The sequence below is a fragment of the Gordonia sp. N1V genome (assembly GCF_029269935.1).
Taxonomy (GTDB): domain Bacteria; phylum Actinomycetota; class Actinomycetes; order Mycobacteriales; family Mycobacteriaceae; genus Gordonia; species Gordonia polyisoprenivorans.
In genome coordinates, this window is record NZ_JARJDD010000002.1 from 170,178 (window position 1) to 197,049 (window position 26,872).

At 67.0% G+C, this 26,872-nt stretch carries 25 protein-coding genes; 8 read left to right on the forward strand and 17 right to left on the reverse strand.

What is annotated here, in order from left to right; all coding sequences use genetic code 11:
* Nucleotides 1-21: 21 nt before the first annotated feature.
* Complete coding sequence (locus tag P3L18_RS03280; RefSeq protein ID WP_006372440.1) at nucleotides 22-819, forward strand: HAD-IIA family hydrolase; 798 nt, start codon at nucleotides 22-24, stop codon at nucleotides 817-819.
* A 9-nt stretch (nucleotides 820-828) separates the two neighbouring features.
* On the opposite strand, the gene P3L18_RS03285 is transcribed toward P3L18_RS03280, so the two are convergent.
* The 5 genes from P3L18_RS03285 to P3L18_RS03305 form a co-directional block, all read right to left on the reverse strand.
* The gene (locus P3L18_RS03285) at nucleotides 829-1,284 is read right to left on the reverse strand and encodes an SRPBCC family protein (protein ID WP_020172411.1); all 456 of its coding nucleotides are present in this window, start codon (nucleotides 1,282-1,284) and stop codon (nucleotides 829-831) included.
* A gap of 119 nt (nucleotides 1,285-1,403) precedes the next feature.
* Nucleotides 1,404-1,835: a DUF350 domain-containing protein gene (locus P3L18_RS03290; RefSeq protein WP_276113226.1), complete on the reverse strand. Its 432-nt coding sequence runs from the start codon at nucleotides 1,833-1,835 to the stop codon at nucleotides 1,404-1,406.
* Nucleotides 1,836-2,106: 271 nt separating this feature from the next.
* Nucleotides 2,107-3,219, reverse strand: coding sequence for an acyl-CoA dehydrogenase family protein (locus P3L18_RS03295; protein WP_276113227.1), 1,113 nt, complete (start codon nucleotides 3,217-3,219; stop codon nucleotides 2,107-2,109).
* 49 nt (nucleotides 3,220-3,268) lie between these two features.
* Nucleotides 3,269-4,468, reverse strand: coding sequence for an acyl-CoA dehydrogenase family protein (locus tag P3L18_RS03300; protein WP_006372444.1), 1,200 nt, complete (start codon nucleotides 4,466-4,468; stop codon nucleotides 3,269-3,271).
* Nucleotides 4,443-5,708, reverse strand: coding sequence for an MFS transporter (locus P3L18_RS03305; protein WP_006372445.1), 1,266 nt, complete (start codon nucleotides 5,706-5,708; stop codon nucleotides 4,443-4,445). The genes P3L18_RS03300 and P3L18_RS03305 overlap by 26 nt, the downstream gene beginning before the upstream one ends.
* A gap of 104 nt (nucleotides 5,709-5,812) precedes the next feature.
* On the opposite strand from P3L18_RS03305, the gene P3L18_RS03310 reads away from it, so the two are divergent.
* Nucleotides 5,813-6,406 carry a TetR/AcrR family transcriptional regulator gene (locus P3L18_RS03310; protein ID WP_079931240.1) on the forward strand — a complete coding sequence of 198 codons (594 nt, stop codon included), beginning with the start codon at nucleotides 5,813-5,815 and terminating at the stop codon, nucleotides 6,404-6,406.
* Here the strand turns inward: P3L18_RS03310 and P3L18_RS03315 are convergent, their stop codons facing one another.
* Nucleotides 6,407-7,396: an alpha/beta hydrolase family protein gene (locus tag P3L18_RS03315; protein ID WP_276113228.1), complete on the reverse strand. Its 990-nt coding sequence runs from the start codon at nucleotides 7,394-7,396 to the stop codon at nucleotides 6,407-6,409.
* Between the two features lie 73 nt (nucleotides 7,397-7,469).
* On the opposite strand from P3L18_RS03315, the gene P3L18_RS03320 reads away from it, so the two are divergent.
* Both P3L18_RS03320 and P3L18_RS03325 read left to right on the forward strand, forming a co-directional pair.
* The gene (locus tag P3L18_RS03320; protein ID WP_276113229.1) at nucleotides 7,470-8,885 is read left to right on the forward strand and encodes an amidase; all 1,416 of its coding nucleotides are present in this window, start codon (nucleotides 7,470-7,472) and stop codon (nucleotides 8,883-8,885) included.
* Nucleotides 8,886-8,977: 92 nt separating this feature from the next.
* Nucleotides 8,978-10,648, forward strand: a complete 1,671-nt coding sequence (locus tag P3L18_RS03325) for a PQQ-binding-like beta-propeller repeat protein (RefSeq protein WP_276113230.1) — start codon at nucleotides 8,978-8,980, stop codon at nucleotides 10,646-10,648.
* Nucleotides 10,649-10,674: 26 nt separating this feature from the next.
* On the opposite strand, the gene P3L18_RS03330 is transcribed toward P3L18_RS03325, so the two are convergent.
* The 4 genes from P3L18_RS03330 to P3L18_RS03345 all read right to left on the reverse strand — a co-directional run bounded on the left by P3L18_RS03330 (nucleotide 10,675) and on the right by P3L18_RS03345 (nucleotide 14,315).
* On the reverse strand, nucleotides 10,675-11,100 hold the full coding sequence (locus P3L18_RS03330) for an HIT family protein (protein ID WP_006372449.1): 426 nt from the start codon (nucleotides 11,098-11,100) through the stop codon (nucleotides 10,675-10,677).
* A gap of 70 nt (nucleotides 11,101-11,170) precedes the next feature.
* Nucleotides 11,171-12,802, reverse strand: a complete 1,632-nt coding sequence (locus tag P3L18_RS03335) for a cation acetate symporter (RefSeq protein ID WP_276113231.1) — start codon at nucleotides 12,800-12,802, stop codon at nucleotides 11,171-11,173.
* Nucleotides 12,799-13,182 (reverse strand): DUF485 domain-containing protein, encoded by a 384-nt coding sequence (locus P3L18_RS03340; RefSeq protein ID WP_276113232.1) that lies wholly within the window; start codon nucleotides 13,180-13,182, stop codon nucleotides 12,799-12,801. Before P3L18_RS03340 ends, P3L18_RS03335 begins: the two co-directional genes overlap by 4 nt.
* Nucleotides 13,183-13,376: 194 nt before the next feature.
* Nucleotides 13,377-14,315, reverse strand: coding sequence for an SDR family oxidoreductase (locus tag P3L18_RS03345; RefSeq protein ID WP_276113233.1), 939 nt, complete (start codon nucleotides 14,313-14,315; stop codon nucleotides 13,377-13,379).
* A gap of 192 nt (nucleotides 14,316-14,507) precedes the next feature.
* On the opposite strand from P3L18_RS03345, the gene P3L18_RS03350 reads away from it, so the two are divergent.
* Nucleotides 14,508-15,350: a helix-turn-helix transcriptional regulator gene (locus tag P3L18_RS03350; protein ID WP_276113234.1), complete on the forward strand. Its 843-nt coding sequence runs from the start codon at nucleotides 14,508-14,510 to the stop codon at nucleotides 15,348-15,350.
* A gap of 68 nt (nucleotides 15,351-15,418) precedes the next feature.
* Complete coding sequence (locus tag P3L18_RS03355) at nucleotides 15,419-16,366, forward strand: membrane dipeptidase (RefSeq protein ID WP_276113235.1); 948 nt, start codon at nucleotides 15,419-15,421, stop codon at nucleotides 16,364-16,366.
* 12 nt (nucleotides 16,367-16,378) lie between these two features.
* Here P3L18_RS03355 and P3L18_RS03360 read toward each other — a convergent pair whose 3' ends face one another.
* Genes P3L18_RS03360 through P3L18_RS03375 form a run of 4 tightly spaced genes read right to left on the reverse strand, consistent with a single transcriptional unit; the run spans nucleotide 16,379 to nucleotide 20,533 of the window.
* Entirely contained in the window at nucleotides 16,379-18,127 is a 1,749-nt protein-coding gene (locus tag P3L18_RS03360) for a cation acetate symporter (RefSeq protein WP_276113236.1), read from the reverse strand.
* Nucleotides 18,127-18,552 (reverse strand): hypothetical protein, encoded by a 426-nt coding sequence (locus P3L18_RS03365; protein ID WP_276113237.1) that lies wholly within the window; start codon nucleotides 18,550-18,552, stop codon nucleotides 18,127-18,129. Before P3L18_RS03365 ends, P3L18_RS03360 begins: the two co-directional genes overlap by 1 nt.
* Nucleotides 18,549-19,334, reverse strand: a complete 786-nt coding sequence (locus P3L18_RS03370; protein ID WP_276113238.1) for a LytTR family DNA-binding domain-containing protein — start codon at nucleotides 19,332-19,334, stop codon at nucleotides 18,549-18,551. Before P3L18_RS03370 ends, P3L18_RS03365 begins: the two co-directional genes overlap by 4 nt.
* Nucleotides 19,331-20,533 (reverse strand): histidine kinase, encoded by a 1,203-nt coding sequence (locus tag P3L18_RS03375; protein ID WP_276113239.1) that lies wholly within the window; start codon nucleotides 20,531-20,533, stop codon nucleotides 19,331-19,333. Before P3L18_RS03375 ends, P3L18_RS03370 begins: the two co-directional genes overlap by 4 nt.
* A 116-nt stretch (nucleotides 20,534-20,649) precedes the next feature.
* On the opposite strand from P3L18_RS03375, the gene P3L18_RS03380 reads away from it, so the two are divergent.
* Nucleotides 20,650-21,210: a hypothetical protein gene (locus tag P3L18_RS03380; protein WP_271354876.1), complete on the forward strand. Its 561-nt coding sequence runs from the start codon at nucleotides 20,650-20,652 to the stop codon at nucleotides 21,208-21,210.
* Nucleotides 21,211-21,398: 188 nt separating this feature from the next.
* Here the strand turns inward: P3L18_RS03380 and P3L18_RS03385 are convergent, their stop codons facing one another.
* From P3L18_RS03385 to P3L18_RS03395, 3 genes are all read right to left on the reverse strand, one after another.
* Complete coding sequence (locus P3L18_RS03385; RefSeq protein ID WP_276113240.1) at nucleotides 21,399-23,066, reverse strand: AMP-binding protein; 1,668 nt, start codon at nucleotides 23,064-23,066, stop codon at nucleotides 21,399-21,401.
* Nucleotides 23,063-24,028 (reverse strand): cyclase family protein, encoded by a 966-nt coding sequence (locus P3L18_RS03390; RefSeq protein ID WP_094601839.1) that lies wholly within the window; start codon nucleotides 24,026-24,028, stop codon nucleotides 23,063-23,065. The genes P3L18_RS03385 and P3L18_RS03390 overlap by 4 nt, the downstream gene beginning before the upstream one ends.
* A gap of 149 nt (nucleotides 24,029-24,177) precedes the next feature.
* Nucleotides 24,178-25,014, reverse strand: coding sequence for a TetR family transcriptional regulator (locus tag P3L18_RS03395; protein WP_276113241.1), 837 nt, complete (start codon nucleotides 25,012-25,014; stop codon nucleotides 24,178-24,180).
* A 91-nt stretch (nucleotides 25,015-25,105) separates the two neighbouring features.
* Between P3L18_RS03395 and P3L18_RS03400 the strand changes: the two genes are divergently transcribed.
* On the forward strand, nucleotides 25,106-26,860 hold the full coding sequence (locus tag P3L18_RS03400) for an AMP-binding protein (protein ID WP_276113242.1): 1,755 nt from the start codon (nucleotides 25,106-25,108) through the stop codon (nucleotides 26,858-26,860).
* Nucleotides 26,861-26,872 lie beyond the last annotated feature (12 nt).

The following is a 26,872-nucleotide window of genomic DNA, read 5'->3' on the forward strand; positions in this document are numbered from 1 at the left end:
CACACACCCTAGATTTGTAGGATGACGCTCGGGTTGCTGATGGACATCGACGGTGTGATGGTCACGTCGTGGAAGGCGCTGCCCGGCGCGGTCGAGGCGGTCCGCATCCTCGCCGATCGCGGCCTGCCGCGGATGTTCTTGACCAACACGACGTCCCGTTCGCGCGGTCAGATCGCCGACGCCCTCAACAGCTGCGGGTTCGAGGTGTCGGCCGAGGAAATCCTCACCGCCGCCAAACTCACCGCCGAATACCTCGCTCAGACCTATCCGGGCAAGAAGGCGTGGGTACTCAACGAGGGCCCGATCGCTGACGACATGACCGGCATCGCCCTCACCGACGACCCGGCCCAGGCGCAGGTCGTGGTGCTCGGCGGCGCCGGACCGGTGTTCACCCATCGAGCGTTGTCGATCGTGCTCGAGTTGATGTTGGCCGGAGTGCCGGTGGTGGCGATGCACCGATCGATGATCTGGTCGACCGCCCAGGGACTGGCCATCGACACCGGCGTCTACCTCGAGGGCCTGGAGAAGGCGTCGGGTCGCAAGATCCGCGCCATCGGCAAACCGTCACCACTCGGCTTCCGTGCTGCAGTCGAGATGATGAATCTCGAGCCGACCCAGGTGGTGATGGTCGGCGACGACATGCACAACGACGTCCTCGGCGCGCAGGCGTCGGCGCTGATCGGGGTGCTCGTGCGGACCGGCAAGTTCCGCGAGGAGGCACTCGTCGCCCTGCAACGCGACGAGTTCGGGCCGGTCCCCGACCACGTCATCGACTCGATCGCCGACCTGCCCGCCCTCATCGAGAAACTCGACGGCTGAGGGCGCTACTCAGCCCTCGACGGCGCGCTTGATCTTGCCGAGCGTCTCGGCCATACCGAGTTTCAGCTCGGCCTCGAAGTTCTCGGTGCCGCCCATCAACTTGTCGACGAGCACCGACGACACCGTCGACGTGGTCCCGCCCGGCACCTCGCGACGCTCGGTCACGGTGACCCCGCTCGCCGTCGGCGTGATCGTGTAGCTCCACACGGTGCGGTTCTCGGCGACGCGGAAACCGAGTTCCTGGTTGGGGGAGAAGCGGACGATCTTCGACGTCGTCGGCCACACCAGCGGTCCGCGGCGGTTGACGTTGATCGTCTTGGTGCCCAGGCCCACCGGGCCGCGGACGATCATCTTCACGCACTGCGGACTCCATTCGCCCATGCGCTTGAGGTCGGAGATGACCTCCCACACCTGTTCGGGTGTGGCGTCGATGTCGATGGACTCCTCGATGAGTGGTGCGGCCATGCGGTGATCCCCCTGAGTGGTGTCGGTCCGGCCGGACGGCGCGCGCCGTCCTCTCTGGGGACACTAGGGCACTTATTGAGCAAGCGTCAATAAGCTCATGCGTCAACAAGCCCGGGGCGTCAGGCCAGCAGAACCGCCGCGATCACCGCGCCGATACCGAGGAACACCGTCGCGGTCACCCAGATCGCCGGATGCTCGCCGTCGTCGTCGAGCAGCAGGGTGCCGAGCTTGCCGGGGGTGAGCCAGTCGATCAGGACGAACGACCACATCATCACCGCGATGGTCAGCGCGACGTAGACTATGGTGTCGACCAGCCCGCGCCACAGCTCGAGATAGGCGGTGTCGATCACTGAACAGACCATCACCGCTGCCAGTCCGATCACCATCGAGACGGTCAGGATCGTGGCGTTGCGGTTGTGGTCGACCCAGACCAGCTGCCGCAGCCGGCCCGGGGTCACCAGATCGAGGGCGACGAAGCCGACGATCAGCAGCGCGATCCCCACCAGGGAGAACGACGCACCATGTGCCAGGTTGTCCCGCAAGATCTCCACTGAAACCCTCCCGTTCTCGCACGTCAGCGGCGAACCGCATCCCTGCGGAGAACCCTAGGCCATCACCGGCGCCCGATCGGGCAAGAAGATCAAACCCTGGATGGGCCAAACCCTTCCGCGGGTAGCGGGTCGGTTGTGTACTCCCACACCATGACCTGGTTGTTGCGCCTGCTCGAATCCGAGCACCGGCATCTGCTGAGGGGTGTGGAGAGTTTGTGCCCGGAGGGGGTCGGCGCCACCGATCTCGGCACCGACCCCGTCCGGGTCGAGATCAGGACAGGGCGACCAGATCGTAGGAGTTGACGTTGCGTGCCAGGCTCTGCACGTGCTCGGTCGCGTCGCCGAGGGTGTGGCTGATCGCGGTCAATCGGCTCGTGTAATGGCCGACCGGGTACTCGGCGGTCATCCCGATACCGCCGTGCATCTGGATCGCCTCCTGGCCGATGTGACGGCCTGAGCGGCAGATCTGCAGCTTGGCGCGTGAGGCGATCACCGGGTCGGAGATGCCGTCGGCGAGCGCGGTCGTCGCATACAGGCTCATCGACCGTGCCAGCTCGAGCTGCACGTACATGTCGGCCGCCCGGTGCGTCAGCGCTTGGAAGGTCGCCAGTGTCACCCCGAACTGCTTGCGCGTCTTGAGGTAATCGACGGTCAGGTCGAGTGCGCGTTCCATCGCCCCGACTGCCTCCGCGCACAGCGCGGTCTGGATGCCGACCTCGACGTCGGCGAGCTGTGCCGAGGCGTCGCCGGAACCGAGGCGGGTGGCCGGGGCGCCGTCGAAGACGATCTGAGCGCCTCGACGCCGATCGTGGGTCCGGTAGGCGGTTCGGGTGACGCCCTCGGCGTCGGCGTCGACGAGGTACAGGCCGACCTCGCCGTTCTCGCGCGCCGACACGATCAGCTTGTCCGCGCAATCACCGTGCGGCACCAGCGATTTGGTTCCGGTGAGCTTCCCGTCGGCGGCGGTGGTGGCCACCGCGGCCGCAGGCCAGCGGTCGCCGGCCTCCTGATGGGCGAAGGCCAGGAGCAACTCGCCGCCGGCCAGGCCGCCGAGGAGTTCCTCGCGCAGGTCGCCTTCGGCGGTCGCGACGATCAGCGAGCCCGGGACCAACGCCGCGTCCAGGTACGGCTCGGGTGCCAGCGCTCGGCCGATCTCACCCATGACCGAGGCGAACTCGACGGGGCCCGCTCCGGCGCCGCCGTCTTCCTCGGGAATGGTCAGGCCGAGGATGCCGATGTCGGCCAACGACTTCCAGACGTCGCGGCTCCAGCCCAGCTCGGTGTCGGTGACCTTGCGCAGCGTCTCGACGTCGTAGGTCTTGCTCAGCACGTCGCGGACGGTGTCGCGCAACATCGTCTGTTCTTCGGACAGTTCGAAATCCATGTGTGTTCCTCGTGTGTCGGGAGGTCGAATGGTCGTGTGTGCGGCGCGATTACAGGCCGAGCACGGCCTTGTCGATGATCTGGCGCTGGACCTCCGACGAACCGCCGTAGATGGTCACCTTGCGGTAGTTCAGATAGGTCGGCACCGACAGCTGCGCCCATTCCGGGGCCTCGATGTCGGCCGATCCGTTGGGCGCGGCCGGGTCGAGGCCGGCGACCGGAAGTGAATCCGGGCCCGCGATGTCGGCGAGCAACTCCATCGCCTCCTGCTGCAGCTGGCTTCCGCGGAGCTTGAGCAGCGACGACGCGGGGTTGGGCTTGCCGTCGGCCGACGATGCGACCACACGCAGCTGGGTCAGTTCCAGGGCGAGGATCTCGTTCTCGAGTTCGGCGAGGCGAGCGGCGAGGAACGGGTCCTCGATCAGTGGCTTGCCGTCGGCCGCGGTGATCTCACGGGCGAGTTCCTTGGCGCGGGCCAGTTTGGTCTTGGTGTAACCGACGCGCGCGATGCCGCTGCGCTCGTTGCCCAGCAAGAACTTCGCCTGCGTCCACCCCTGGTTCTCCTCGCCGACGAGGTTCTCCACCGGAACCCGCACGTCGTTGAAGAAGACCTCATTGACCTCGTAACCGCCGTCGATCAACTGGATCGGACGCAGTTCGACGCCGGGGGTGTCCATCGGGAACAGCAGCATCGAGATGCCGGCCTGCTTCTTGACGTCGGGGTCGGTGCGGCACAGGCAGAAGATCCAGTCGGCGAACTGGCCGAGGGTGGTCCAGGTCTTCTGGCCGTTGACGACGTAGTGGTCGCCGTCGCGCACCGCGCGGGTCTTCAGCGACGCGAGGTCCGAGCCCGCCTCGGGCTCGGAAAAGCCCTGGCACCACCAGATGTCGAGATTGGCGGTCTTGGGCAGAAAGCGTTCCTTCATCTCCTGCGACCCGAACTGGGCGATGACGGGCCCGATCATGCCCGCGTTGAACGGCAGCATGTCGGGCACCGACGCGAGGCTCATCTCCTCGCGGTAGATGTGGTGCTGGATCGGGGTCCAGTCCTGGCCGCCCCATTCGGTCGGCCAGTGCGGTACGGCGTAGCCCGCCTCGTTCATGATGCGGGTGGTGGTGACGATGTCCTCGGGGTAGTTCAGCTTCCCGGCGGCCGAGCGTTCGCGCAGGTCCTTGGGGATCGCGGTGGTGAAAAATGTCCGAAGTTCGTCGCGGAAGGCTTCTTCACTTGAACTGAATTTCAGGTGCATGCCTACCTTCATACTCTCCGAGGTCGCGGGCGCAAACCCGGGCCCGGAGATTCGCCCGCCGGCGGGTGCGCGCCGACGCCAGTCCGCCGAGGACGGCGAGTGCGAGCACGTACCCGACGTAGATCGCGACGGTGGCGCGCAGACCGAGGTGGCCGACAACGAGTCCGGCGATCACCGCGGGCACGCTGAAGGCCACGTAGCTGACGATGAAGACCGCCGAGAAGACCTGGCCCCGCGCAGGAGCGGGTGTCTGCGCGCTGATCGAGTCCAATGCACCGAGGAAGGTCCCGGCGAATCCGGATCCGGCGATCAGCGAGCCGACGATGTACACCGGCAGTGACTCGGTGAGCACGCCGGCCAGCGAGATGACCGCACCACCGGCGAGCGCCGGATAGCCGAAGGCCAGTTTGGCCTGCGGCGCCCACGACGTGACCAGCAACGAGGTCAGCGCGCCGGCGGCGAAGAAGGCGAACAGCAGTAGGCCCGCTTCGGCGTGATTGGCGACGCCGAACACGCGCGCCACCACCGATGAGCCGAGCGAGAGGTAGAGGCCACCGAGCGACCATGTGGCCACGAACGCGGGGATGGCCGCCCAGAACAGCGGGCGCACCGCGGCGGGCACCGACGCCTGCGGTGCCAGGGTGCCGAGCAGGTGACGTCGTGACGAGAAGCCCACGCGCTCAGACGTTTCCGGCACGATCAGCAGTGCGATCAGGAGGACGGCGTAGAGGGCGAGGACGATCTCGTAGACCAGGAAGCGAGGGTGGGGAGCGTACTGAACGAGAACGCCGGCCACCGCGACCCCGCCGGCGAGACCGATGGTCGGCCCCGCCCCGGTGATCGCCGACGACAGGCGGGGGCTCGGTGCCATGTCGACGACGGTCGCCGTCAGGGTGCCGATCGCAGCACCGGTCGCCAATCCCTGCAGCGCACGGGCCGCCATCAGGGTGCCGACGCCGTCGGCGACGAGGAACAGCGCCATGCTCGCGATCAGTAGCACGAGGGCAACCGCGAGGACGGGCCGTCGGCCGATGTGATCGGAGAGCGATCCCACCGACAGCAGGCTGATCAGCATCGTGACGACGTAGATCGCGAAGACGCCGGTCAGGGTGAACGACGAGAAACCCCATAGCTGTTGGTAGACGGGATAGAGGGGTGAGGGCGCCGCCGACGCGAACAGCACCATCACCACCGTGGCGGTGACCACCCAGAACGCGCGGTGCGGATGTAGTCGCGACACGGGAACCTCCGAAGTTGACGAGCCGGCAAAAGCAAAGACGTTTGCGTTAGTCAAACTAGCCGGGATGGACCCCTAAAGCAACGCAGTTTGCAATAATCGATTCCATGAGTGCGACAACGGCGACGAATGTGCAGGTGGACGAGGGGCAACACCCACGACGGCCCGGTGGACGCAGTGCTCGCGTGCAGCAGGCCGTCTACCGCGCCGTGGGACAACTCGTCGGTGCCGGCGAGCGCGAGACCATGACCATCCCGCAGGTCGCCGAGCTCGCCGGGGTCAATCCGACGTCGATCTACCGGCGCTGGGGATCGATCACCGCACTCGTCGAGGAGGTGGCGGTCGCCGCCCTCACCCAGGGGGAAGATCTCCCCGATACCGGCAGTCTGCGTGGCGATCTCACCGACTGGGCACAGATCATCGCCGCCGACATCGGGCGGCCCAAACGTCGTTCTTACCTACGGGCGATGATCGTCGCGCGCGATGAACTCGTCGACGAATGCCCGTGCTGGGAGATCCGGCGCGACCAGGCGCAGCAGATGGTGGCCCGCGCCACCGACCGCGGCGAGCCGACGCCGACCGTCGAGCAGATCCTCGACCACATCATCGCGCCGCTCTATCACCACGCGGTGTTCGGCAAGGCCATCGACGACGCGTTCGCCGCGCGACTGGCCGGCGATGTGATGGCGATGATCGCCTGATCAGCCGCCGATCGCGCGTCGGAAGAACGGCCACGACCGGTGGAGCTGATCCTGCCAGTAGCCCCATGAGTGGGTGCCCGGCCGGCCGACGTCGGCGGTGTAGGGGATGCGCAGTCCGTTGAGGCGTCCGAGGAGTTGCTGGGTGCAGATGCTGGTCGCCGCCTCGATCCCGCCGCCGAGCACCACCTGATCGGTCAGCGTGATCGGGTCGCGCACCGCCTGCGGGTTGTCGTGCGGACCGGGCAGACCACTGGAGTTCGAGATGTAGAGCGCGGTGCCGCGCAGCTTGCCCGCATTGAGGACGGGATCGTTGGCACGCCACAGCGGACCGTTGTCGGGGCCCCACATGTTCACGGTGTTGCCACCGCCGCGACCGTCGACGACGAGCTTGATGTACTGCTGCCCCAACGGGTCCGACGTCGAGGCGCAACCGCTGTAGGACGCTGCCGCCCGATAGAGCCCGCGATGAGCGATCGCCAGATTGAGCACCGAGGTCCCCGACGACGAGATGCCGCCGATCGCGTTGCGTCCGCTCGTGCGGTAGGTCGAGTCGATGACCGCGGGCAACTCCGAGCCGAGGAACGTCGACCACTTGTTGACGCCGAGCGTCGGATCACGACGAATCCAGTCGGTGTAGTAACTGAATGCGCCCTGCTCGGGGATGACGACGTAGACGTTCTTGTCGGCGAAGAACGACTCGATGTCGGTCCGCGCGAGCCAGGAGGCGCTGTCCTCACCGCCGCCGGCGCCGTTGAGCAGATACAGCACGCCTCGCGGCTGCGACGGATCGCGCGGCTTGATCACCGTCAGCGGGATGTCGCGGTCCATCGCATCGGAGTGCACGACGATGGTGGTGAGCTTCTCCGACGGCGAGCCCGCCGACACCATGTGCCCGGCCGCATGGGCGTCGGGAGCCACACCGACCGGAACGAGTAGCGCTGCGATGGCCAGCACCGCGATCAGCAATCCACGTCGTGCTCGTCGCGTCATCCCCGGGCCCCGTTTCGTGTCTTGTGGATGGAGTGGACGCTATCAGGGTCGACGCCCGCTAGGGTGGGCCCGCATGAGGCATGTGCATGCATTCGGTGACGACGCACTCGGGCAGTCCGACGCACTCGGCGTGGCGGAGGCCATCGCCGCGGGGGAGATCTCGGCGACCGAAGCCGTCGACGCCGCGCTCGAGCGGATCGACCGGGTCAACCCGCAGATCAACGCGATCGCCGTCGACGACAGGGAACGTGCCCGCAAGCGCGCCGCCGACGACGATTTCGGTGGTGGCGTGTTCGCCGGCGTGCCTTCGGTCATCAAGAACAACACCCTGATGGCGGGTATCCCGACGACCCACGGGTCCGCGGCGGTCCCCGTGCGGGTGGCCACCGCCAACGAGCCGTTCACCGATCAACTGCTCGCCACCGGACTGAACATCGTCGGGGCATCGACGCTGCCGGCGTTCGGTCTGACCGCGACGACCGAATTCGTCGACCGGGACCCCACCCGCAATCCCTGGGACACCGACTACTCCTCGGGTGCGTCCTCCGGCGGATCGGCCGCACTCGTCGCATCGGGGGCGTTGCCGATCGCGCACGGCAACGACGGCGGCGGATCGATCCGGATCCCGGCCGCCGCGTGCGGACTCGTGGGACTCAAACCCAGCCGCGACCGGGTGGTGGCCTCGCCCGAGGGTAAGGCGATGCCCATCGACCTCATCTCCAACGGGGTCATCAGTCGTAGTGTGCGCGATACCGCCCACTTCCTCGCCGATGCCGAGAAGTTCTGTCCGGCACCGGGTCTCCCACCCGTGGGTCTCGTCCAGGGGCCGTCGGAGCGGCGCCTGCGCATCGCCATGCTCACCGAGCCACTGACCGGACAGTTGCTCGACGACGACACCCAGGCCGGCCTGACCGCCACCGCCGAACTCCTCGAAAGCCTGGGCCACCGCACCGAATTCATCCCGGTGCCTGTCGACCGTGCGTATGTCACCCAGTTCACCGATTACTGGGCGATGCTGGCGTTCTCGCTGGACCGATTCGGAAAACGGATGATCGACAAGGGGTTCGATCGCAGCAAGCTCGACCCGTTCACCCGCGGGCTCTCGCGCCTGTACCTGCGCCGCATGTGGCGTACGCCGTCGGTGATCCGCGGACTCAAACAGTCGACCGTCCGTTTCCGGGAGACCTTCGCCCGCTTCGACGCGGTCCTCTCACCGACGCTGGCGCACACCACCCCGAAGATCGGATACCTCGATCCCGCAGGCGATTTCGACGAAATCTTCGACCGGCTGACCCGCTACGTCGCGTTCACCCCGGCCAACAACACCTCCGGCGCGCCGGGTATCAGCCTGCCGCTCGCGCAGACCTCGCAGGGCCTGCCCCTCGGCATGCACTTCACCACCGACTTCGGTGACGAGCGCACGCTGCTCGAACTCGCCTACGAACTCGAGGCGGCACAACCGTTCGCACGAATCAACGACGCCGGCTGACGCCGGGAACTCGGGGGAGATGTCGGATGGGTGTAGAGCTGTGTGGTCGAGCCGTGTCGAAGGGGGCCGCGCTCCTGGCAGCGGGAGGCGGGATGGGCGCGGCTGTGATGGCTGTCGTGGCCTTCTTCAGTCGGCGGCCCGCCACGCTGATCGGAGGTGACTTCGGTTCTGTCACCTCCTTTCTCGGCACGGTAGTCGGAATGGCCATCGTGCAGGCGGTGGTGGTGGTCGCGGCCGTGACCGGGGTGATGGTGAGACGTGTCCGGCGTCGAATCGCGTTCTTGGTGACCCCGGCGATCTCCGTGTTTCTCGCGGCCTCGATGGCAGTGGCCGCATGGGCGTGGCGTGGATCGCCGTCGAACGACGCCGACGACGAGTTGTTGGGCTTCGACGTTGCGCCCGTCATTGCGATCGCGCGGTGGGCGTTGACGTTGATGGCGGCGTCGGTGGCGGTGCTGTTGGTTGGCGCGGTCCGCGCGGGCGGACCGGCGGCCACGACCGGCACCCGAGCCGTGCTCGTCGGCGCGCTTGCCGGCGGTCTGGTCGTCGTGTGCGCCGCTGTCGGCTCGATCGTCGTGGCGACACCTTGGCCGTCCGTAAAATCCGTTGCAGCGGTTCCTATTCCATCGATTCCGGCAAGCCTGGGAACCCGCATCGCCTACACCGTACCTGCACTCGGTCCGTTCTCGGTGACCCCGGCCGGACCGGGTTTCGTTGTGCTGGGCCGGGATTCGGTGGCCGCCTACCACGGTGAGACCGGGCAGCGGCGGTGGGTCCGATCGTTCGCAGATCTACCGTTCGGCTGCCGCACGGTGGGGATATGGGCTGCAGGGCCGGCCGGGCACGAGGTCGTCCTGGTCACCTGTTCGGACGGGGGGTACCGGAATGCCCTCGTCGGGATCGATGCCGTGTCGGGAGAGCGCCTGTGGACCAACGCCGAAGGTTGGCGAGTTCGGGTACCCGGGGCCACCAGGGCGTCGATCGTGGGGGTGATCGCTTACGACCGCAACGACCGCCCAACGACCATCGGAGCGCTCGATGTCCGCACCGGCCACACGCGATGGACGACGTCGACCCGTGAGTGTTTCGGTGGCTTCAGGGTGTCGACGACGTCATCGGCGGTGGTGGCCATCTCGACCTGCGGGGAGCGACCATCGCTCGTGACATTCCATGCGACATCGGGAGTCGCGCGTACGATCGGACTCCCGTCGTCGCCGGACTCCGAGGCGTCGATCATCGCGGTGGACGGCGATCGCGTGGCGATAGTGTTGGAGCGCCAGTTGATCCACGAGCGAAAGTTGGCGATTGTCGATGTGTCACAGAAAGATTCGGTCACGACAGTGCCCGGCGCGACCGATCCACCCGGTCCGGGGTTGTTGATGAGGGCCGGAGACCAAGCCCGTTACCTGCAATCCGACTGGTATGGCACCGACGGCCGAACCATGAGCGGGATGGTCGATCTGCGAAGCGCGTCGTTCTCGACCATCCGTGGTGCCGATCTCTACCCGAACGGGATACCCGACGAGATTCCGGTCGGACAACGACTCGCCGCCGTCGGCGATGGCATCGTGAGCGGGGTGGTGGCCACGACCGGACCGAATGTCGTGGCGGTGATCGCCGCCGATGGGCAGGCAACGACGCGACCCGCGCCTTGCGACAAGCTATCCGGGGTCCTGCCGGTACCCGGCGCCATCCTGATGACCTGCTTCCGCCACGATCGACCGAACACCGTGAACGACGTCGTCGTGCTGGGTATTCGGTAACCCCGGCCGAGGGGCGCGCAGGCCCCTCAGCCCAGCGCGACCGACAGCCGATCCGCGAAGTCCGTCATCACCTGTCGATCTCCCGGGACACCCGGCTGCCAGGGCAGTCGCAGGCGGTCCCGATCCCGATCGGCGTAACGCGGTATGACGTGCAGGTGAAAGTGGAAGACGGTCTGCCAGGCGTCGGCGCCGCAGCAGTTGAGGAGATTCACGCCGTCGGCGTCGAGGTCGCCGACCACGGCGCGGGCGATCCGCTGCGCTTCGAGGGTGACCGCGGTCAGATCCTGCGCGTCGATGTCGAGTAGATCGGTGCTGTGGCGCTTGGGGATCACCAGCAGATGGCCGTCGTTGCCCGGCGCGATGTCCATGAACGCGTAGGTGGCCTCGGTTTCCGACACCCGGACACTCGGCGCCGTACCCGCGACGATCGCGCAGAAGATGCAGTTGGTCATGCCCGAATGGTAAAGGCGTGTCTCCCGAGATCACCTCGGGAGACACGCCTTCGGGTCGTCGGATGGCGTCTTAGTGCGCCACCGCCTCTTCGGCGCCCACGCCGGTCAGGGAGCGAACCTCCATCTCGGCGTTGCGTTCCGGGGTACCGCGATCCGACGGCGAGGTCAGCGTGCCGACGATACCGAGCACGAAGGCCAACGGGATCGAGACGATGCCGGGATTCTCCAACGGGAACCAGGCGAAGTCGGCGCCGGGAATCATCGAGGTGGCCTTACCGGAGACCGCGGGCGAGAACACGATGAGCAGCAGCGTCGAACCGAGGCCACCATAGATGCTCCACAGCGCACCGCGGGTGTTGAAGCGCTTCCAGTACAGCGAATACACAATTGTCGGCAGATTGGCCGCAGCGGCGATGGCGAACGCCAGGGCCACCAGGAAGGCCACGTTCTGGCCGTTGGCGAGAATGCCGAGCACGATTCCGAGGACGCCGAGAGTGATTGCAGCGTAGCGTGATACGCGGACCTGGTCGTCCTCGCTGACCTTGCCGCGCTTGATGACGCTGGCGTAGATGTCGTGGGCGAAGGACGCCGAGGCGGTGATCGTCAGTCCGGCGACGACGGCGAGGATCGTCGCGAACGCGACGGCTGCGATGATGCCGAGCAGGATCGTGCCACCGAGTTCGAAGGCGAGTAGTGGCGCTGCGGCGTTCTCCTTGCCGGCGGCCGCGAGGATGCGGTCGGGTCCGACGATCGCGGCGGCACCGTAACCGAGGATGAGGGTGAACAGGTAGAACGCACCGATGAGCGCGATCGCCCAGACCACCGAGCGCCGAGCCTCTTTCGCGGTCGGGACGGTGTAGAAACGCATCAGCACATGCGGTAGGCCGGCGGTGCCGAGAACCAGGGCGATGGCCAGTGAGATGAAGTTGATCTGCGATTCCATCGACCCGCCGTACTTGGCGCCGGGCGCGAGAACGTCACGGGCGGCGACCTTTTCGCTAGACGATCCGCTGATCGCATCCTGGGCGCCGCCCAGGATGTGGGACACGTTGAGCCCGAACTTGGCCAGCACCAGGACCGTCATGAACGCGGCACCCGCGATCAGCAGTACGGCCTTGATGATCTGCACCCAGGTGGTGCCCTTCATTCCGCCGACGAGCACGTAGACGATCATCAGCGCGCCGACCACGGCGATCACGATCGACTGCCCGGTCCGCGAGGTCACGTCGAGCTGCAGGGCGACCAGGCCGCCGGCACCGGCCATCTGCGCCAGCAGATAAAACAGCGAGACCGCCAGTGTCGAGATCGCCGCCGCCAGTCGTACCGGGCGCTGCTTGAGGCGGAAGCTCAAGACGTCGGCCATCGTGAATTTGCCGGTGTTGCGCAAGAGTTCGGCGACGAGGAGCAGCGCCACCAGCCAGGCGACGAGGAAGCCGACGGAGTAGAGGAAGCCGTCGTAGCCGTAGACCGCGATGGCACCGGCGATACCCAGGAAGCTGGCCGCGGAGAGGTAGTCGCCGGCAATGGCGATGCCGTTCTGCGGTCCGGAGAAGGCGCGGCCACCGGTGAAGTAGTCGGTGGCCGAGGCGTTCTTCTTGCTCGCGCGGATCACCACGAACAACGTGATGGCGACGAAGGCGACGAAGATGGCGATGTTCGCGATGGGATTACCCACGGCGGCAGATGCTGCGAGAGTGGTCATTTGGCTGCCTCGTTGTTCATCGCGTCGTCCATCATTTCGGTGCGGATCGCCTCGGCCCTGGGGTCGAGCTCGCGGTTGGCGAAGCGGACATAGATTCCGGTGATGGCGAAGGTCGTCACGAACTGCAGCAGCCCCAAGACGAGTCCGATGTTGATGTCGCCCCACACCGGCGTCGCCATGAAGTCATGAGCGAAGGCACCGAGCAGCACGTACAGCGCGTACCAGAGGAGGAAGAACGCCGTCATCGGGAACACGAAGCGCCGCAGGGTGCGCTTGAGGTCCTGGAACTGCGGGCTGGCCTGCATCGCGATGTACTGGGCGCCCGTCGGATGCGCGTGCGGCGGCGGTGGCGCCGCCGCGGGTTGGTCGACAGTGGACACGGAATCCTCCCAAGCTGTGATGGTTCGCCGAACTGTGATGGGCGATAACTAATAGCTTTGATGAGGTTCACATCACACACAATGCAGTGGTGTGCGTCACGCGACGAAGCCGGGGATCGATGCGGTGGGCGGTCGATCGGCCCCGATGAACGGTCGCTGAGTGTGCCTGTCGGGAGATCACTCCGTCGGAAACGTCACCCCGGAAACGTCACCCCGGTGAGCTGCTCAGTGAGCTCCCACATCCGAGCCCCGTCTTCGGGACTGCGTAGCCGCGAGTAGAGCGTTTGCTCGGCAGGTCGACCACCGAGACCGCGGATGCCGTTCGGGCCGAAGAACTTCCCGCCCTGGTCGCCGGGGGTGGTTGCCGCCATCAGTGCGGGGAGGCTTGCGCTGGATATGGTGCCCATGACGCCGAGCCGGGAGAACAGGGTGATGAGGCGCCGGGTCGGCACCGCCTGTGTGCGACCGATCTCGGGACGTGCGGCGAGCAGGTTCGTCGGTGCCACCCCAGGATGAGAGAGGTTGGCGGTGATACCCCACCCGTTGGCTTTGCTGCGCCGGTCGAGTTCCAGCCCGAGCAGTCCATAGGCGATCTTCGAATGGCTGTAGGCGCCCATGCTGTCGTAGGACCGCTCCCAATTGGGGTCATCCCAATTCACTGCTCCCTGATTGGCGGCGATGCTGATCTGGAGGGTGACCCTGGCCCGCCCGTCTCGCAGCAGCGGGAAGAGACGCGCGATGAGGGCTGCGTGGCCGAGATGATTGGTACCGAACTGGAGCTCGAAGCCGTCGGCGGTGCTCTGCCTCTCCGGTGGGTTCATCACCCCCGCGTTGCCGATGAACATGTGGATCGGCTTGCCGTCGGAAAGCAGTGTCTGGCTGAACTCGGTGACGGACTCCAACGACGAGAGATCAAGGTGATGCAGTGCGAGGTCGGCGGTGGGTGCGGTGCTGCGAATCGTGTGCGCCGCCGCCTGGCCCTTCTCCATGTTGCGGACCGGCAGGATCAGCTCGGCGCCGGCGTCGGCGAGCCGGCCGGCGATGGCCAGCCCGATGCCGTCGCTGCCGCCGGTGAGAAGGGCGCGGGTGCCGGTGAGGTCGGGGATGGCGAGGTCGGTGGATCGGCATGCCATGAGGATTGTCCTTTCGGGGTATTCAGTGGTCGCCATCGAGTGTGTGTGGTCGGCGAGAAGGTAGCCACTGTCTGGCAATCCGTGGTTGGGCAATGCGTGGGCGCCAGAGCAGCGGATCAGCGAAGGTGGGATCAGCAAGTCCTGGCTGCGCGCAAGTCCCGACGCTACAAAGGACGAAAGAAGGAGGAGTCGATGACCGTTGATCGGACCGGGCTCGCGGAGTTCTTGCGGAATCGGCGTGAGGCGTTACAACCCGAGGACGTCGGATTACCTCGTGGTCAGCGCCGCCGCACCGACGGATTGCGCCGTGAGGAAGTCGCGGCGCTGTGCCATATGTCGACCGACTACTACGCACGGCTCGAGCGTGCCAGCGGGCCCCAGCCGTCCGAGCAGATGATCGCGTCGATCGCTCAGGGCCTTCACCTCAATCTCCAGGAACGTGATCACCTGTATCGGCTCGCCGGGCACTCACCGCGGGCGCGGGGGGTCTCGGGACAACACCATATTTCGCCGGGCCTCCTCCGGGTGCTCGACCGTCTCGATGACACGCCGGCCGAAATCGTCACCGAGCTCGGTGAGACGCTGCGCCAGAGCCCGATGGGCGTCGCCCTCACCGGCGACCTGACCGGGTATCAAGGCCCGGCCCGCAGCATCACCTATCGATGGTTCACCGATCCCGCGACCCGTGCGCGCTACGCGCCCGTGGATCACGAGCAACTCGGTCGAGTTTTCGCCTCCGGACTGCGCGAAACGGTCGCCAGGCGCGGCCGGGACTCGTATGCAGCCCATCTCGTTGATCTCCTCCTGGCAGAGAGTGCGACGTTCCGGGCGGTGTGGGATCGCCACGAAGTCGGTCTGCGGTTCACGACCGGCAAACGGTTCGTACACCCGGAGGTCGGGCTCCTCGAACTCGAATGCCAGTCGCTGATCGACCCCGAGCAGTCGCATTTGTTGCTGGTGTACACCGCAACGCCCGGCTCCGAAAGTCATCAGAAGCTGGCTTTGCTCTCGGTCATCGGCAGTGGCGTGGCTTAAGTGCCCGTCCTCGGCCGGCGGTCCACGATCGGCCAGAATGACCCGATGACGACGTCGAGGATCGCTTCATGACGCTCCTGTGGGATCAGCACGCCTGTCTGCCGTTGCAGCCCGACGCTGACGTGGCCTACCTCGAACGATTCACCCGCGATGCGCCGACGTATGTGTCGGTCAACGTCGGCTACGCCCCGCAGAGCTTCACTGATTCGACGCTGCTGCTCGATCGTTTCGGTGCCGCAATTGCCGCCCATCCAGGGCTGACGCAGGCGTGGACCATCCCCGACATCGACGCCGCGGGAGCGCACGGACAGATCGCCGTCGCCTTCGATCTCGAGGACTCCAACCCGCTCGACGGCGATCTCGACAACGTGGCGCGATTCGTCGAACTCGGGGTTCGCACGATGCTGCCGTCCTACAACCACGCCAACCGCGCCGGGTGTGGATGCCTCGATACCGACGACACCGGACTGACCGCGTGGGGTCGCGACCTCGTCGCCGAGATGAATTCGGCGGGGATGGTTCCCGACGGTTCGCACTGCTCGGTGCGCACCGGCCTGGATCTGTGCGAGGTGTCGAGCAAGCCCGTCATCTACAGCCATTCGTGCATGCGCGGTGTGTGGGATCACCCTCGCAACATCACCGACGATCAGGCCCGCGCGTGCGCCGCGACCGGCGGGGTCGTCGGGATCACCGGTGTCGGGATCTTCCTCGGCCCCAACACCCCGACGCTCGAGGCGATGACCCGCCACCTCGAGTATGCGGTCGAACTCGTCGGCATCGAGCACGTCGGCGTCAGCACCGATCATTCCTTCGACGCCGAGGACTTCCTCGCCGAGATCCGCGACCATCCCGAGGCGTTCGACGAGTCCTACACGCGGTGGGGTCCGATCCGCTGGATGGCGCCCGAGGTCTTCGTCACCCTGGGAAGCCATCTCGCCCAACGTGGTTGGGCCGCCGACGACATCACCGCCGTACTGGGCGGGAACTTTCGGCGGGTCGCCGAGTGCTCGTGGTGACGGTGTGTGACCTCACTGCGCCGATCCGTCGCGGGGAAGGCGTTCGACGCCCATGCCGACCCGTTCGGGGACGTGCATCCGCGCGAAGGTGCGCGAGAGGTCGCCGGGCACGCGGGTGCGGGTGGCGAGGCTGACGAGCATCATCGTCGCGAAGGCGAGCGGTACTGTCACCGCTGCGGGGAAGCCGACGATGACCGCGGGCCATCCGCCCAGCGAGGTGTCGCCGATACCGCCGGCGATCGCCAATGATGTTGCGGTGCCGGACGACAGACCACCGACCAGCATGCCGGCGATGGCGCCCGCGGGGGTCAGTCGGCGCCACCAGATACCGAGGATCAGCAACGGGCACAGGGTTGAGGCTGCGACCGCGAACACCAGGCCGACCGTGCGCGACAACTCCAGAGACGTTGCGGCCACACTGAACACGATGGGGATCACCCCGCCGATCACGGCGGCGACCCGGAAATCACGGATGCGCCCACGCAGGACGTCGGTGGAGATCGCCCCGGCCACACTGACGAGCAGTCCCGACGAGGTCGCGAGGAATGCGGCGATCGCGCCCGCGGCCACGAGTGCGGCGAGCAGTTGGCCGGCCACCCCTCCGATCGCCGCCGACGGCAACAGCAGCACCGCGGCATCGGAGGTGCCCGTGATCAACAGTTGCGGCACATAGAGTCTCGCGAAGACCCCGAGCAACATCGGGAACAGGTAGAACAGGCCGAGCAGGGCGATCACCGTCAGCGCGGTCCGGCGTGCGGAGCGTCCGTCCGGGTTGGTGTAGAACCGCACCAGCACATGCGGCAGCCCCATGGTGCCGAGGAAGGTCGCGATGATGATCGAATACACCTGGTACAGGGGATGATTGCCGCCGAGTCCACCGCCCGGCGCCACCCAGGACGCACCGGTCGTCGGGGCGCCGGCCACCACCGGGGTGGCCGCGCCGGCGTCGAGCCGGATGGTGCTGCCCGAGCTCAATGTGTACTCACCGGGCGCGCGAAAGGCGGCGTCGTCGACGTGTGAGCCGTCGATGGTGCCGGTGACGTGCACCCCGGCGGTCTCCGGGACCGACAGCACGGTGTCGGTGGTGATGTCGACGGTGGTGGCGACGTCGACGCGCGGCGGCGCGGGCTCTCCGACCGGTTCGCGGTGTGCGAGGAACACGATCACCAGGGCGAGCGCGGGCACCCCGATCGCGGTCAGCTTCAACCAGTATTGAAATGCCTGGACGAAGGTGATCGAGCGCATGCCACCGCCGACGACGTTGACGATCACGATCACCCCGACCGCCACTGCGCCCACCCAGACCGGTACGCCCAGCAGGATGTTGAGAGCCAGTCCGGCGCCCTGGAACTGCGGGATCAGATACAACACACACACGACGACAACCACCAGCATCGCCGTCTGGCGTGCGGGTCTCGACGAGAGTCGGAACTCGGCGAAGTCGGGCACGGTGTAGGCGCCCGAGCGTCGTAGCGGGGCGGCCACGAACAGCAACAACCCGAGATATCCCGCGGTGAAACCGACCGGATACCACAGGGCGTCGGCCCCGTACTTGGCGACGAGTCCGGCGACGCCGAGAAATGATGCCGCCGAGAGGTATTCACCGGACACCGCGGCGGCGTTCCACCGCGAGCCGACGCTGCGTGAGGCCACCAGGAAGTCCGAGGTGGTGCGCGCGAAGCGCCCACCGTAGGCGCCGATGACGATGGTCGCCAGTGCCGCGGCGACGAGAGCGAACGCGGTCAGGATCGTCCCCGACATCAGTCGTGCTCCGAGGGTCCGGCGCCCGCGTCGTCGTCGACGACGCCCATGAAGTCACGCTCGGCCTGCTCGGCCAGATGTACGTAGAGTCTGCCGAACAGATACAGCAGCGGATAGACGAGCACCCCGAGGACCAACCAGGACACCCGGATGCCGAACACCGTGTACTCGCCGAGCGCTGGAAAGACGATGCCCAGCAACGGAACCAGTGCGATGATCGCCGTCACGCTCAGGCCCAGCCGCAACGCCAGACCCAGCTGTGCGCGCATCAGGCCGCGCACCAGGGCGTCGCCGACCTCGGTCTGTTCGTGCACCTCCACGCGCGTGCGCACCACGCGTGCGCCGCGTCGGCGGGCCAGCACCACCCGCTCCCGCTGCGGCGGACGCTCCGGGCCCGGAGTTGTCTCGCCCCGGTCCGAGGTCACTGGTCGTCCCCGGTTCGGTAGGCGCGCATCGGGTCCCGGATGAGGCGATCCTTGAGTTCTCGGACCTGCCGGCGGCTCACCGGGAGTTCCACCGCCTCCGAGCGGCCGTTGGCGCGCACCGCCACCATCGTCGTCGAGCCGGAGGCCCGCAGCCCGGTCACCATACCCAGCGCCACCAGATACGACCGGTGAATACGCGCGAATCCCTTGTCCTGCCATCGGGATTCGAGGGTGGACAGCGGAATCCGCACGAGGTGTGCACCGTCCGCCGAATGCAGCCGGGCGTAATCGCCGACGGCCTCGACCCACGAGATCGAATCCCGTCGGATCAGCGAGGTCACCCCGCCCAGTTCGACGGGGACGACGTCGTCGTCACGCGCGGTCGACTCGGGGGTGGTCGTGGGTGGGGCGGCCGCGGCGGCGACCCGATCCACCGCCTCACGTAACCGGTCCTCGCGCAACGGTTTCAGCAGATAGTCCAGCGCGCCGACGTCGAATGCGTCGACCGCGCGGTCGTCGTGGGCGGTGACGAACACGATCTGTGGGGGACTGCTGAGTTTGCGCAGCACGGTGGCCAATTCGATGCCCGAGAGGCCGGGCATGTTGATGTCGAGGAAGACCGCGTCGATCCGGTGGTCGCCGAGTTCACGCAGCGCTCCGGTGGCATCGCCGGCGGCGAAGACCTCGCCGATCCCGGGCGCGCGGCGCAGCAGGAACACCAGTTCGTCGAGGGCAGGGCGCTCGTCGTCGACAGCCAGGACCGACAATGCCATGGGTGTCATACTCGCACCCCGGCACGGAATTTGGGGACCCGCATCCCGACCTTGGTGCCCGCGCCGATACCGGTGTCGACCACCAGCCCGTAGTCGTTGCCGAAAGCTGCGCGCAGCCGATGGTCGACATTGGTGAGTCCGACCCGGGCTCCCGCCGATTCGTCTCGGGAGGCGGGCGGATCGAGCGCGTCGATGTCGCCCGACCGCAGGAGCTCGGGGTCCATGCCGACGCCGTCGTCCTCGACGGTGATCACACAGTCGGTGCCCTCGTCGCGTGCGGTGATCGTGATCGATCCGCCGCCCTTGGCGGCCAGTCCGTGCCGTACCGCATTCTCGACCAGCGGCTGCAGGGCCAGGAACGGCAGCACAACACCCAGAACCTCGGGCGCCACATGCAGTTTCACGTCGAGCGCCGGGCCGAAGCGTGCGCGCTCGAGGGTCAGGTAGCGGTCGATGTTGCGCAGCTCGTCGGAGAGCAGGGTGTACTCGCCCGCCGCGCGGAACGAGTAGCGGGTGAAGTCGGCGAACTCGATGATCAGTTCGCGTGCCCGGTCGGGGTCGGTGCGCACGAATGACGCGATCGTGTTGAGCGCGTTGTAGATGAAGTGCGGACTGATCTGTGCACGCAGGGCGAGGACCTCGGCCCGGTCGAGCCGCGCCCGTGAGGCGTCGAGCTCGGCCAGCTCCACCTGATCGGAGACATACCGGGCGACCTCCGCGATGGCGCCGAGCATGCCCGGGCCCGGGCGGCTCACCGTCGCGACGACGAGCGCTCCCGCGCCGGCGTCCCCGGCGATCAGCGGTTCGGCGACCAGCGCGCGTACCGGGGAGTCCGGGCCGGACGGATCGTTGACGAGTACCCGCCGCTGCTGCGCCAGCGCCGACGCCGCCGCCGCGTCGGCCGCGGTCAGCACACGTGTGGTCCACACCGGGTCGTCGTCGTGGGCGAGTGCTTCGGCGTCCGCGTCGTACAGGGCCACCCCCTGCGCCGCGGTCAACGAACGCAGAGGTGGCAGGGCGTCGCGCGCGGACTCGGCACCGAGCCCGCCCCGTAGTGATCGCGCAGCCAGCGACGCCGTGTGCAAGGCAGTGTGCACGGCACGCTCGGTCGGCGTCGCGACCACCCGCCGGGTCCGGATGAGCACCACGAGGCCGACGACGATCAGCGCGGCCAACACCACCACGATCGCCGCGAGATCACTCGACATCGGAATTCACCGACTCATTGTCGCGCGATCGGCGAGTCCGGGATCGGAACATTGCCGGATGTGTCGTACAGTTTTCGCGGCGATGGCAGGGGGCCAGCGTGAAGGGGGAATCCAGAATGGTGCGATATCTGTCGACGAGGCTCGTGGGTGTGCTCGGGGCAGCGGGGCTGATGGCGATTGCGCTGACCGGCTGTTCGGCGCTGCCGTTCAGCAAGTCCACGCCGGTCTCTTCGGTCACCGAGAGCCAGGACGCGGGCGGCGACGTCGACTTCGACGCCGCGATCGGAGCGTGCGTCTACCTGTCCGGCACGATGATGGATGCCAAGATCGACCACGCGACCTGCGGACAGGCGCCCGCCAACTATGTGGTGGTGGCCAAATCGCCGACCAAGGAGGCCTGCCCGTCGGACGTCGACCAGACCTACTACGTCACCCAGGGCGGCACACAGCAGGGCGCGCTGTGCCTCGACACGGATTGGGTTGTCGGACAATGTATGACGGTGCCGAGCTTCGGCGACCCGGCGCACGTCCCGTGTAGTTCCACCGATTCCGACGCTCGTCGCATCCTTGCCGTACTGCCCGGAGCGACCGACGAGAGTGGTTGCCCGGACGCGACGACGAACTACTACACCTACGATCAGCGCCACAAGGTCGTCTGCGTGGAGAAGCTGAGCTGAGAGTTCGGCGCCGACAGCGCCCGCTAGCACGCCGACAGCGCCCGCCAGACCACTGACAGCGCCCGCCCACACGCCGACAGCGCCCGCCCACACGCCGACAGCGCCCAGTGCAAACGCCGACAGCGCTTTGCTGGGCGCTGTCGGCGGTGAGGAGAGCGCTGTCGGCGCTGGGGAGGGCGCTGTGGGTGTCAGCCCTGGTCGCGCAATTCCCGCCGCAGGATCTTGCCGGTGACGGTCTTGGGGAGATCCCCGACCACCTCCACCGAGCGCGGGTACTTGTAGGCGGCCATCTGCTCCTTGCAGAAGGCGATCAGTTCGTCGGGATCGACGGACTGTCCCTCCCGAAGGGACACATAGGCTTTCACGGTTTCGCCACGATAGTCGTCGGGTACGCCGACCACAGCTGCCTCACGCACCGCCGGATGGGTGTACAGCACGTCTTCGACCTCACGTGGCCACACCTTGTAGCCCGAGGCATTGATCATGTCCTTCTTGCGGTCGACGAGATAGAACCAGCCGTCGGCATCCATGAAGCCAACGTCACCGGTGTGCAGGGCGCCGCCGGGGATCGACTTCTCGGTGGCCTCGGGCTTGTTCCAGTATCCGGGCACCACCTGTGGGCCCGACGTCACGAACTCGCCGACCTCGCCGACGGCGACGTCGTCGCCTGCCTCGTCGACGACGCGCACCACCGTGTTGAACACCGGCACACCCACCGACAACGCACCCGACGCGGGATCGACCGGCGCCCGAACACCCAGCGGCACACCGTGAGACGGAGAATTGGTCTCGGTGAGTCCGTAGATGTTGTGGATGTAGGCCCCGAAGACCTGCTCGAGCCGATCACCCATCGCCGGGGCGATGGGCGCGCCACCGGAGTACAGGATGCGCAGACTCTCGAAGTCGTCGGCGCTCGCGCCCGGCGCCGACGCGAGAGCGTTGAACGCGGTGATCGCGGCGACGGTGAACACCGGACGGTGTTCACGGATGGCGTCGAGCATGACCGACGGCTCGAAGCGATGTGCCAGGATCAGCGGTGAGCGGGCGATCATCGCGAACATGACGTGACCGACCAGTCCGGTGATGTGGAACAGCGGCGCGATACCAAGGATTCCTTCGCCGGGTTTCAGTCCGGTCCAGTCCCGATAGGTTTGCGCGTTGAACGCCAGGTTGCCATGGGTGTTCATGGCGCCCTTGGGATTACCGGTGGTTCCCGACGTGTAGGCGAGGACGGCCAGATCATCGGGGCCGGGGGAGACCTCGGGGAGATCGCCACCGACGAAGTCGTCGATGATGGTCACCAGATCGAGAGTCCCATCGGGCCGGGTGCGCTCGAGCTCGGCGAACAACCGGGGATCGCCGCGCTTCTGGAAATCCAACGCGGAGCACGTGATCACGGTGTGCACCGACGTCGCCCCCGACTCGATGACCCCCTTGGCGACACCGGTGTAGAGATCGTCGAGGGTGAGCAATGCCACGGCACCGGAATCGGTGAGCAGATAGGTGAGCTCGCGGGCCTTGTTCATCGGGTTGATCGCCACGGCGGCGCCGCCGGCCCGCCACGCGGCGAGGAGTCCGATCACGAACGCCGGATTGTTCTGGACGTACAGACCGAGGCGATCGTCATCGCCGAAACCGTGCTCGCGCAACGTGACCGCGACGGCACGCGAGGCGCGATCGACCTCGGCGAAGGTCAACGACTGATCGAAGTAGATCAGGAAGACGTCGTCGGGATTCTCGGCGACGGCGGCGTCGAACAACGCCAGGCCCGACGCGTACTCCGTCGTGATGTCACCGGCGGTGCCCGGTGGGTACAGCGACAACCACGGCCGCGCGGCGTAGAGACCCTCGCTCACTTGATCACCACCGGGTTGACCGGCGAGCCGGTGGCGTTGTGGATCTTCAACGGTGCTGCGACATAGAAGAACTCGTACACTCCGTCGTCGGCGCAGTCGGCGGCGAGCTTCTCGAGATCACAGATCTCGGTGAAGGCGATGCCGAGGTTGCGCATCAACGCGTTGTGCAGCACCAGGGCGACACCGTTGTTGGGGTCGGTGGTGATCTCGTTGGCGATGGTGTCGGTCACCAGGTTGGGGATCTCCTTGGCCTGGAACCATTCCACGAGTTCGGGCGAGTAGACCAGGCCCGGCTCGCAGAAGTCGTCGTAGAACTTGTCGCCCTGCTGGAAGAACAATTCGAGATGGTTGGTCCGGATGATCAGGATGTCGCGCGGCTTGATCTCGATTCCCTGTGCCTGCGCACACTTTTCGAGATCGGTGTGATCGTAGGTCTCGCGCGGGCCGAGGTGGTCGACGCCGCGGTGGCGCGCCATGTCGAGCAGCACGGCCCGGCCGGCGACGCCACGCTCGGCGATCGGCTCGACGCTGGCCTTGTCGAGGCCGCCGATGGTGGTCCGGGCGTCGAAGCCGTTCCAGATCTTGCCGCCGTACCAGACGTGTCCCAGCGCGTCGTACTGTGTGGAGCCCTGCAGGAAGGCGTTGATCTTGTCGTCGGCGTAGTGCAGGCCGCCGGGGAATGCGGGGCCATCGCCACCGTCGTCCCAGTGCGACTCGTCGAGGATCATCTCGCGGGTGGCGGGACTGCGGCCCGGCCAGACCGGGTCGCCCTTCGGGTCGCCGATCAGGCGTTGCAGGGTGAACAGTGCGCCCTTCTTGATGAGCGACGCGCCGGCGATCACCTGTTCGGCGGTCAGGTAGTTGAGGCTGCCGACCTCGTCGTCGGGTCCCCACTTGCCCCAGTTGGTCGGCGCGTTGTCGAGGAGTTCGGTGAGTGCAGGAGCTTCGGGAGCGGTGGTCATCGTTGATCCTCCAGTGATGAGCGAATGTTCTGAACTGTCCGAGCGATCGTTCAGGCCGGGTTCAGTGAGATGAGCATCACAGATGCCCCCGGGGTGCGTCAACCCCCTCGGCACAGCGGTGTTCGGGTGACGAAGTGCGCCGGGCGAGTTCAGTTCTGCTGAACTCGATGGCCCATCATCGCCAGGGCGAGTTCGGCGTATTCGGCGGCGACCTCGGCCGGTGATTGCGGGCCGCCGGGCGAGTACCAGTAGGGCAATGCCATGCACATCGTGGCAATGGCCCGTCCGGTGTTGTGCGGGTTGGGGGTGGTGAACTCGCCGGCCGCCACGGCGTCCGCGGCAACGACGTCGAGGTGCTGTTGGACACGGCGTCGGGAGTCGGCGACACGGGTTCGGTCGGGCTCCTCGAGGCTGCGCATCTCGGTGGCGGCGATGAAGGCGAGGTCGCGCCGGTGCGTGTGGCACAGGGCGAGCGCCTCCACCATGAGCGCGAAAGATGGCACCGGATGCGGATTTTCGTCGGCAGCCGCCGACATCCGCCAATGCACCTCGGTCATCATGACGTCGAAGAGCGCGACGAGTAGCTGCTGTTTGCTCCGGTAGTGGTGATAGATCCCGGCGACGCTGATCCCCGCCGCGCCGGCGACCACGCGCATGGTGGCACCGTGATAGCCGGTCTCGGTGAACACCTCCACCGCGGCGGCCAGGACGGGGTCGAGGTCGAGGTCGGCGAAGTGTCGCCAGTCGTCATCCCCGCGCGCCGGGGTCGGACGGACGAAGGTATCGCCGGCCAGCAGGGCGCCGGCGGTTACCCCGAGCACCGCGGCGACGGCGTTGAGTCGTTCGACGGTGACCGCGACCTTGTTGTTCTCGATCGCGCTCATCGTGCCGACACTGACTTCGAGGCGCCCGGCGAGATCACGCAGGGTCATCCCCGCGCTTTCCCGCGCTCGTCGCACCGCACCGCCCACCGCAGGTTCAGTCACGCTGAACAATCTACGGGCCGAGTCGGGCGCGCGCCGCGATTCGTGCGTTCACCACTGCTGCACGGGTTGCGGCCGTACACTCACGCACGCGATGCGCACACCAAACGACCCCGATCCCCGACGATCGACGAGCGGCCCGGGCGCCGGCGACTACGATCGGCGCCCGTGGCTGGTCCACTATGCGCCGGATCTGGGTGCGCACCTGACACCGGGCGCTGCGAATGCATTGCAGATGTTCGAGGCGACCGTCGCCGACCGGCCCGACGAGATCGCCCTGGACTACCTCGGACAGACGATGACGTGGCGGGAGGTCGACGAGGCTGCCGACGCGGTGGCCGGTCTGCTGGTCGCGCGCGGCTTCGCACCCGGCGATCGACTCGCCCTGCTCCTGCAGAACGACCCCGCGTTCGTCATCTGTCTCGTCGCGGCGTGGCGGGCCGGCGGGATCGCCGCGCTCATCAGCCCGATGGTCACCGCCGACGAACTCCGTCAACGACTCCACGACCACACGCCGACGGCCCTGGTCGCCCTCGACGACCTCTACCTCGACGTCGTCTCAGCACTGCTCTCCGACGGAACCAGCAGTGTGCGCGTCGTGATCACCACGTCACCGGTGGACGGACCGAGCGGTCCGGTCGACGAGCCGAGGCTCTTCGCCGAGGTCACCCGCCGCACCGTCGCCGATGCCGTCGACCTGCGCACACTGATCGCGAATGGGCATGCGCGGCAGGGCTTTGCGCCTCGACCGATCGGCCCGCGGGACATCGCGGTGGTGATGGCCACCTCCGGGACCACCGGGCCGCCGAAGGCGGCATGCCTGACCCACGCCAACGTCGTGTTCAGCGCGCACGTCTACCGACGATGGTGCGCACTCGGGGCCGAGCCGATCCTCGCCGCCTCCCCGCTGTTCCATGTCACCGGTCTGATCGGCGCCGCGGCACTGTCGATGCTGACCGGGTCCCCGCTGGTACTCACCCACCGGTTCCGGGCCGACGTCGTCCTCGACGCGATCCGCCGCACCCGGCCCCGGTTCATGGTCGCGGTGATCACCGCCTACATCGCACTTGCCGACGAACCATCGTTGCTGCCAGAGGATCTCGACTCCCTGGAACTGCGGTTGTCCGGTGGGGCGCCGATCGATCCGGCGATCGCCTCGCGCCTACAGGATCGTCTCGGAGGCTACATCCACAACGTCTACGGACTGACCGAGACGTCGTCGCCGTCGCATATGGTGCCCATCGGCGCGCAGGCGCCCTTCGACTCCGAGACCGGGGTGCTCTCGGTCGGGGTGCCGGTCTTCGACACCGTCGTCCGCATCGTCGGTGATGACGGAACAGATCTACCGCCCGGCCAGATCGGCGAGCTGGTGGTCTCCGGCCCGCAGGTGATCGGCGGCTACTGGCGTAACCCTTGTGCCGACGCCGAGGCCTTCGTCGGCGGCGAATTGCGCACCGGGGACATCGGTTTCATGGATACCGATGGCTGGTTCTACGTCATCGACCGCAAGAGCGAGATCATCAATGCCTCCGGATTCAAGGTCTGGCCCAACGAGGTCGAGCGGGTCCTACGTACTCATCCCGCGGTCATCGACGCGGCGGTGGTCGGCATCCCCGACGACTACCGTGGCGAGTCGGTCAAGGCCTTCGTTGTTGTTGCCGAAATGGAAGCCTCCGAAAAGGATGTCGCCGAAGAGGATTCGGCGGAGACGGTCGCGCCGACCGAGCAGGAACTGATCGACTACTGCCGAGATCATCTGGCGGCCTTCAAATATCCGCGCGAGATCGAGCTGGTCGGCGAATTGCCCCGCACCGCCACCGGGAAGTTGTTGCGGCGCAAGCTGCGGTGAGGTGACCCTGCC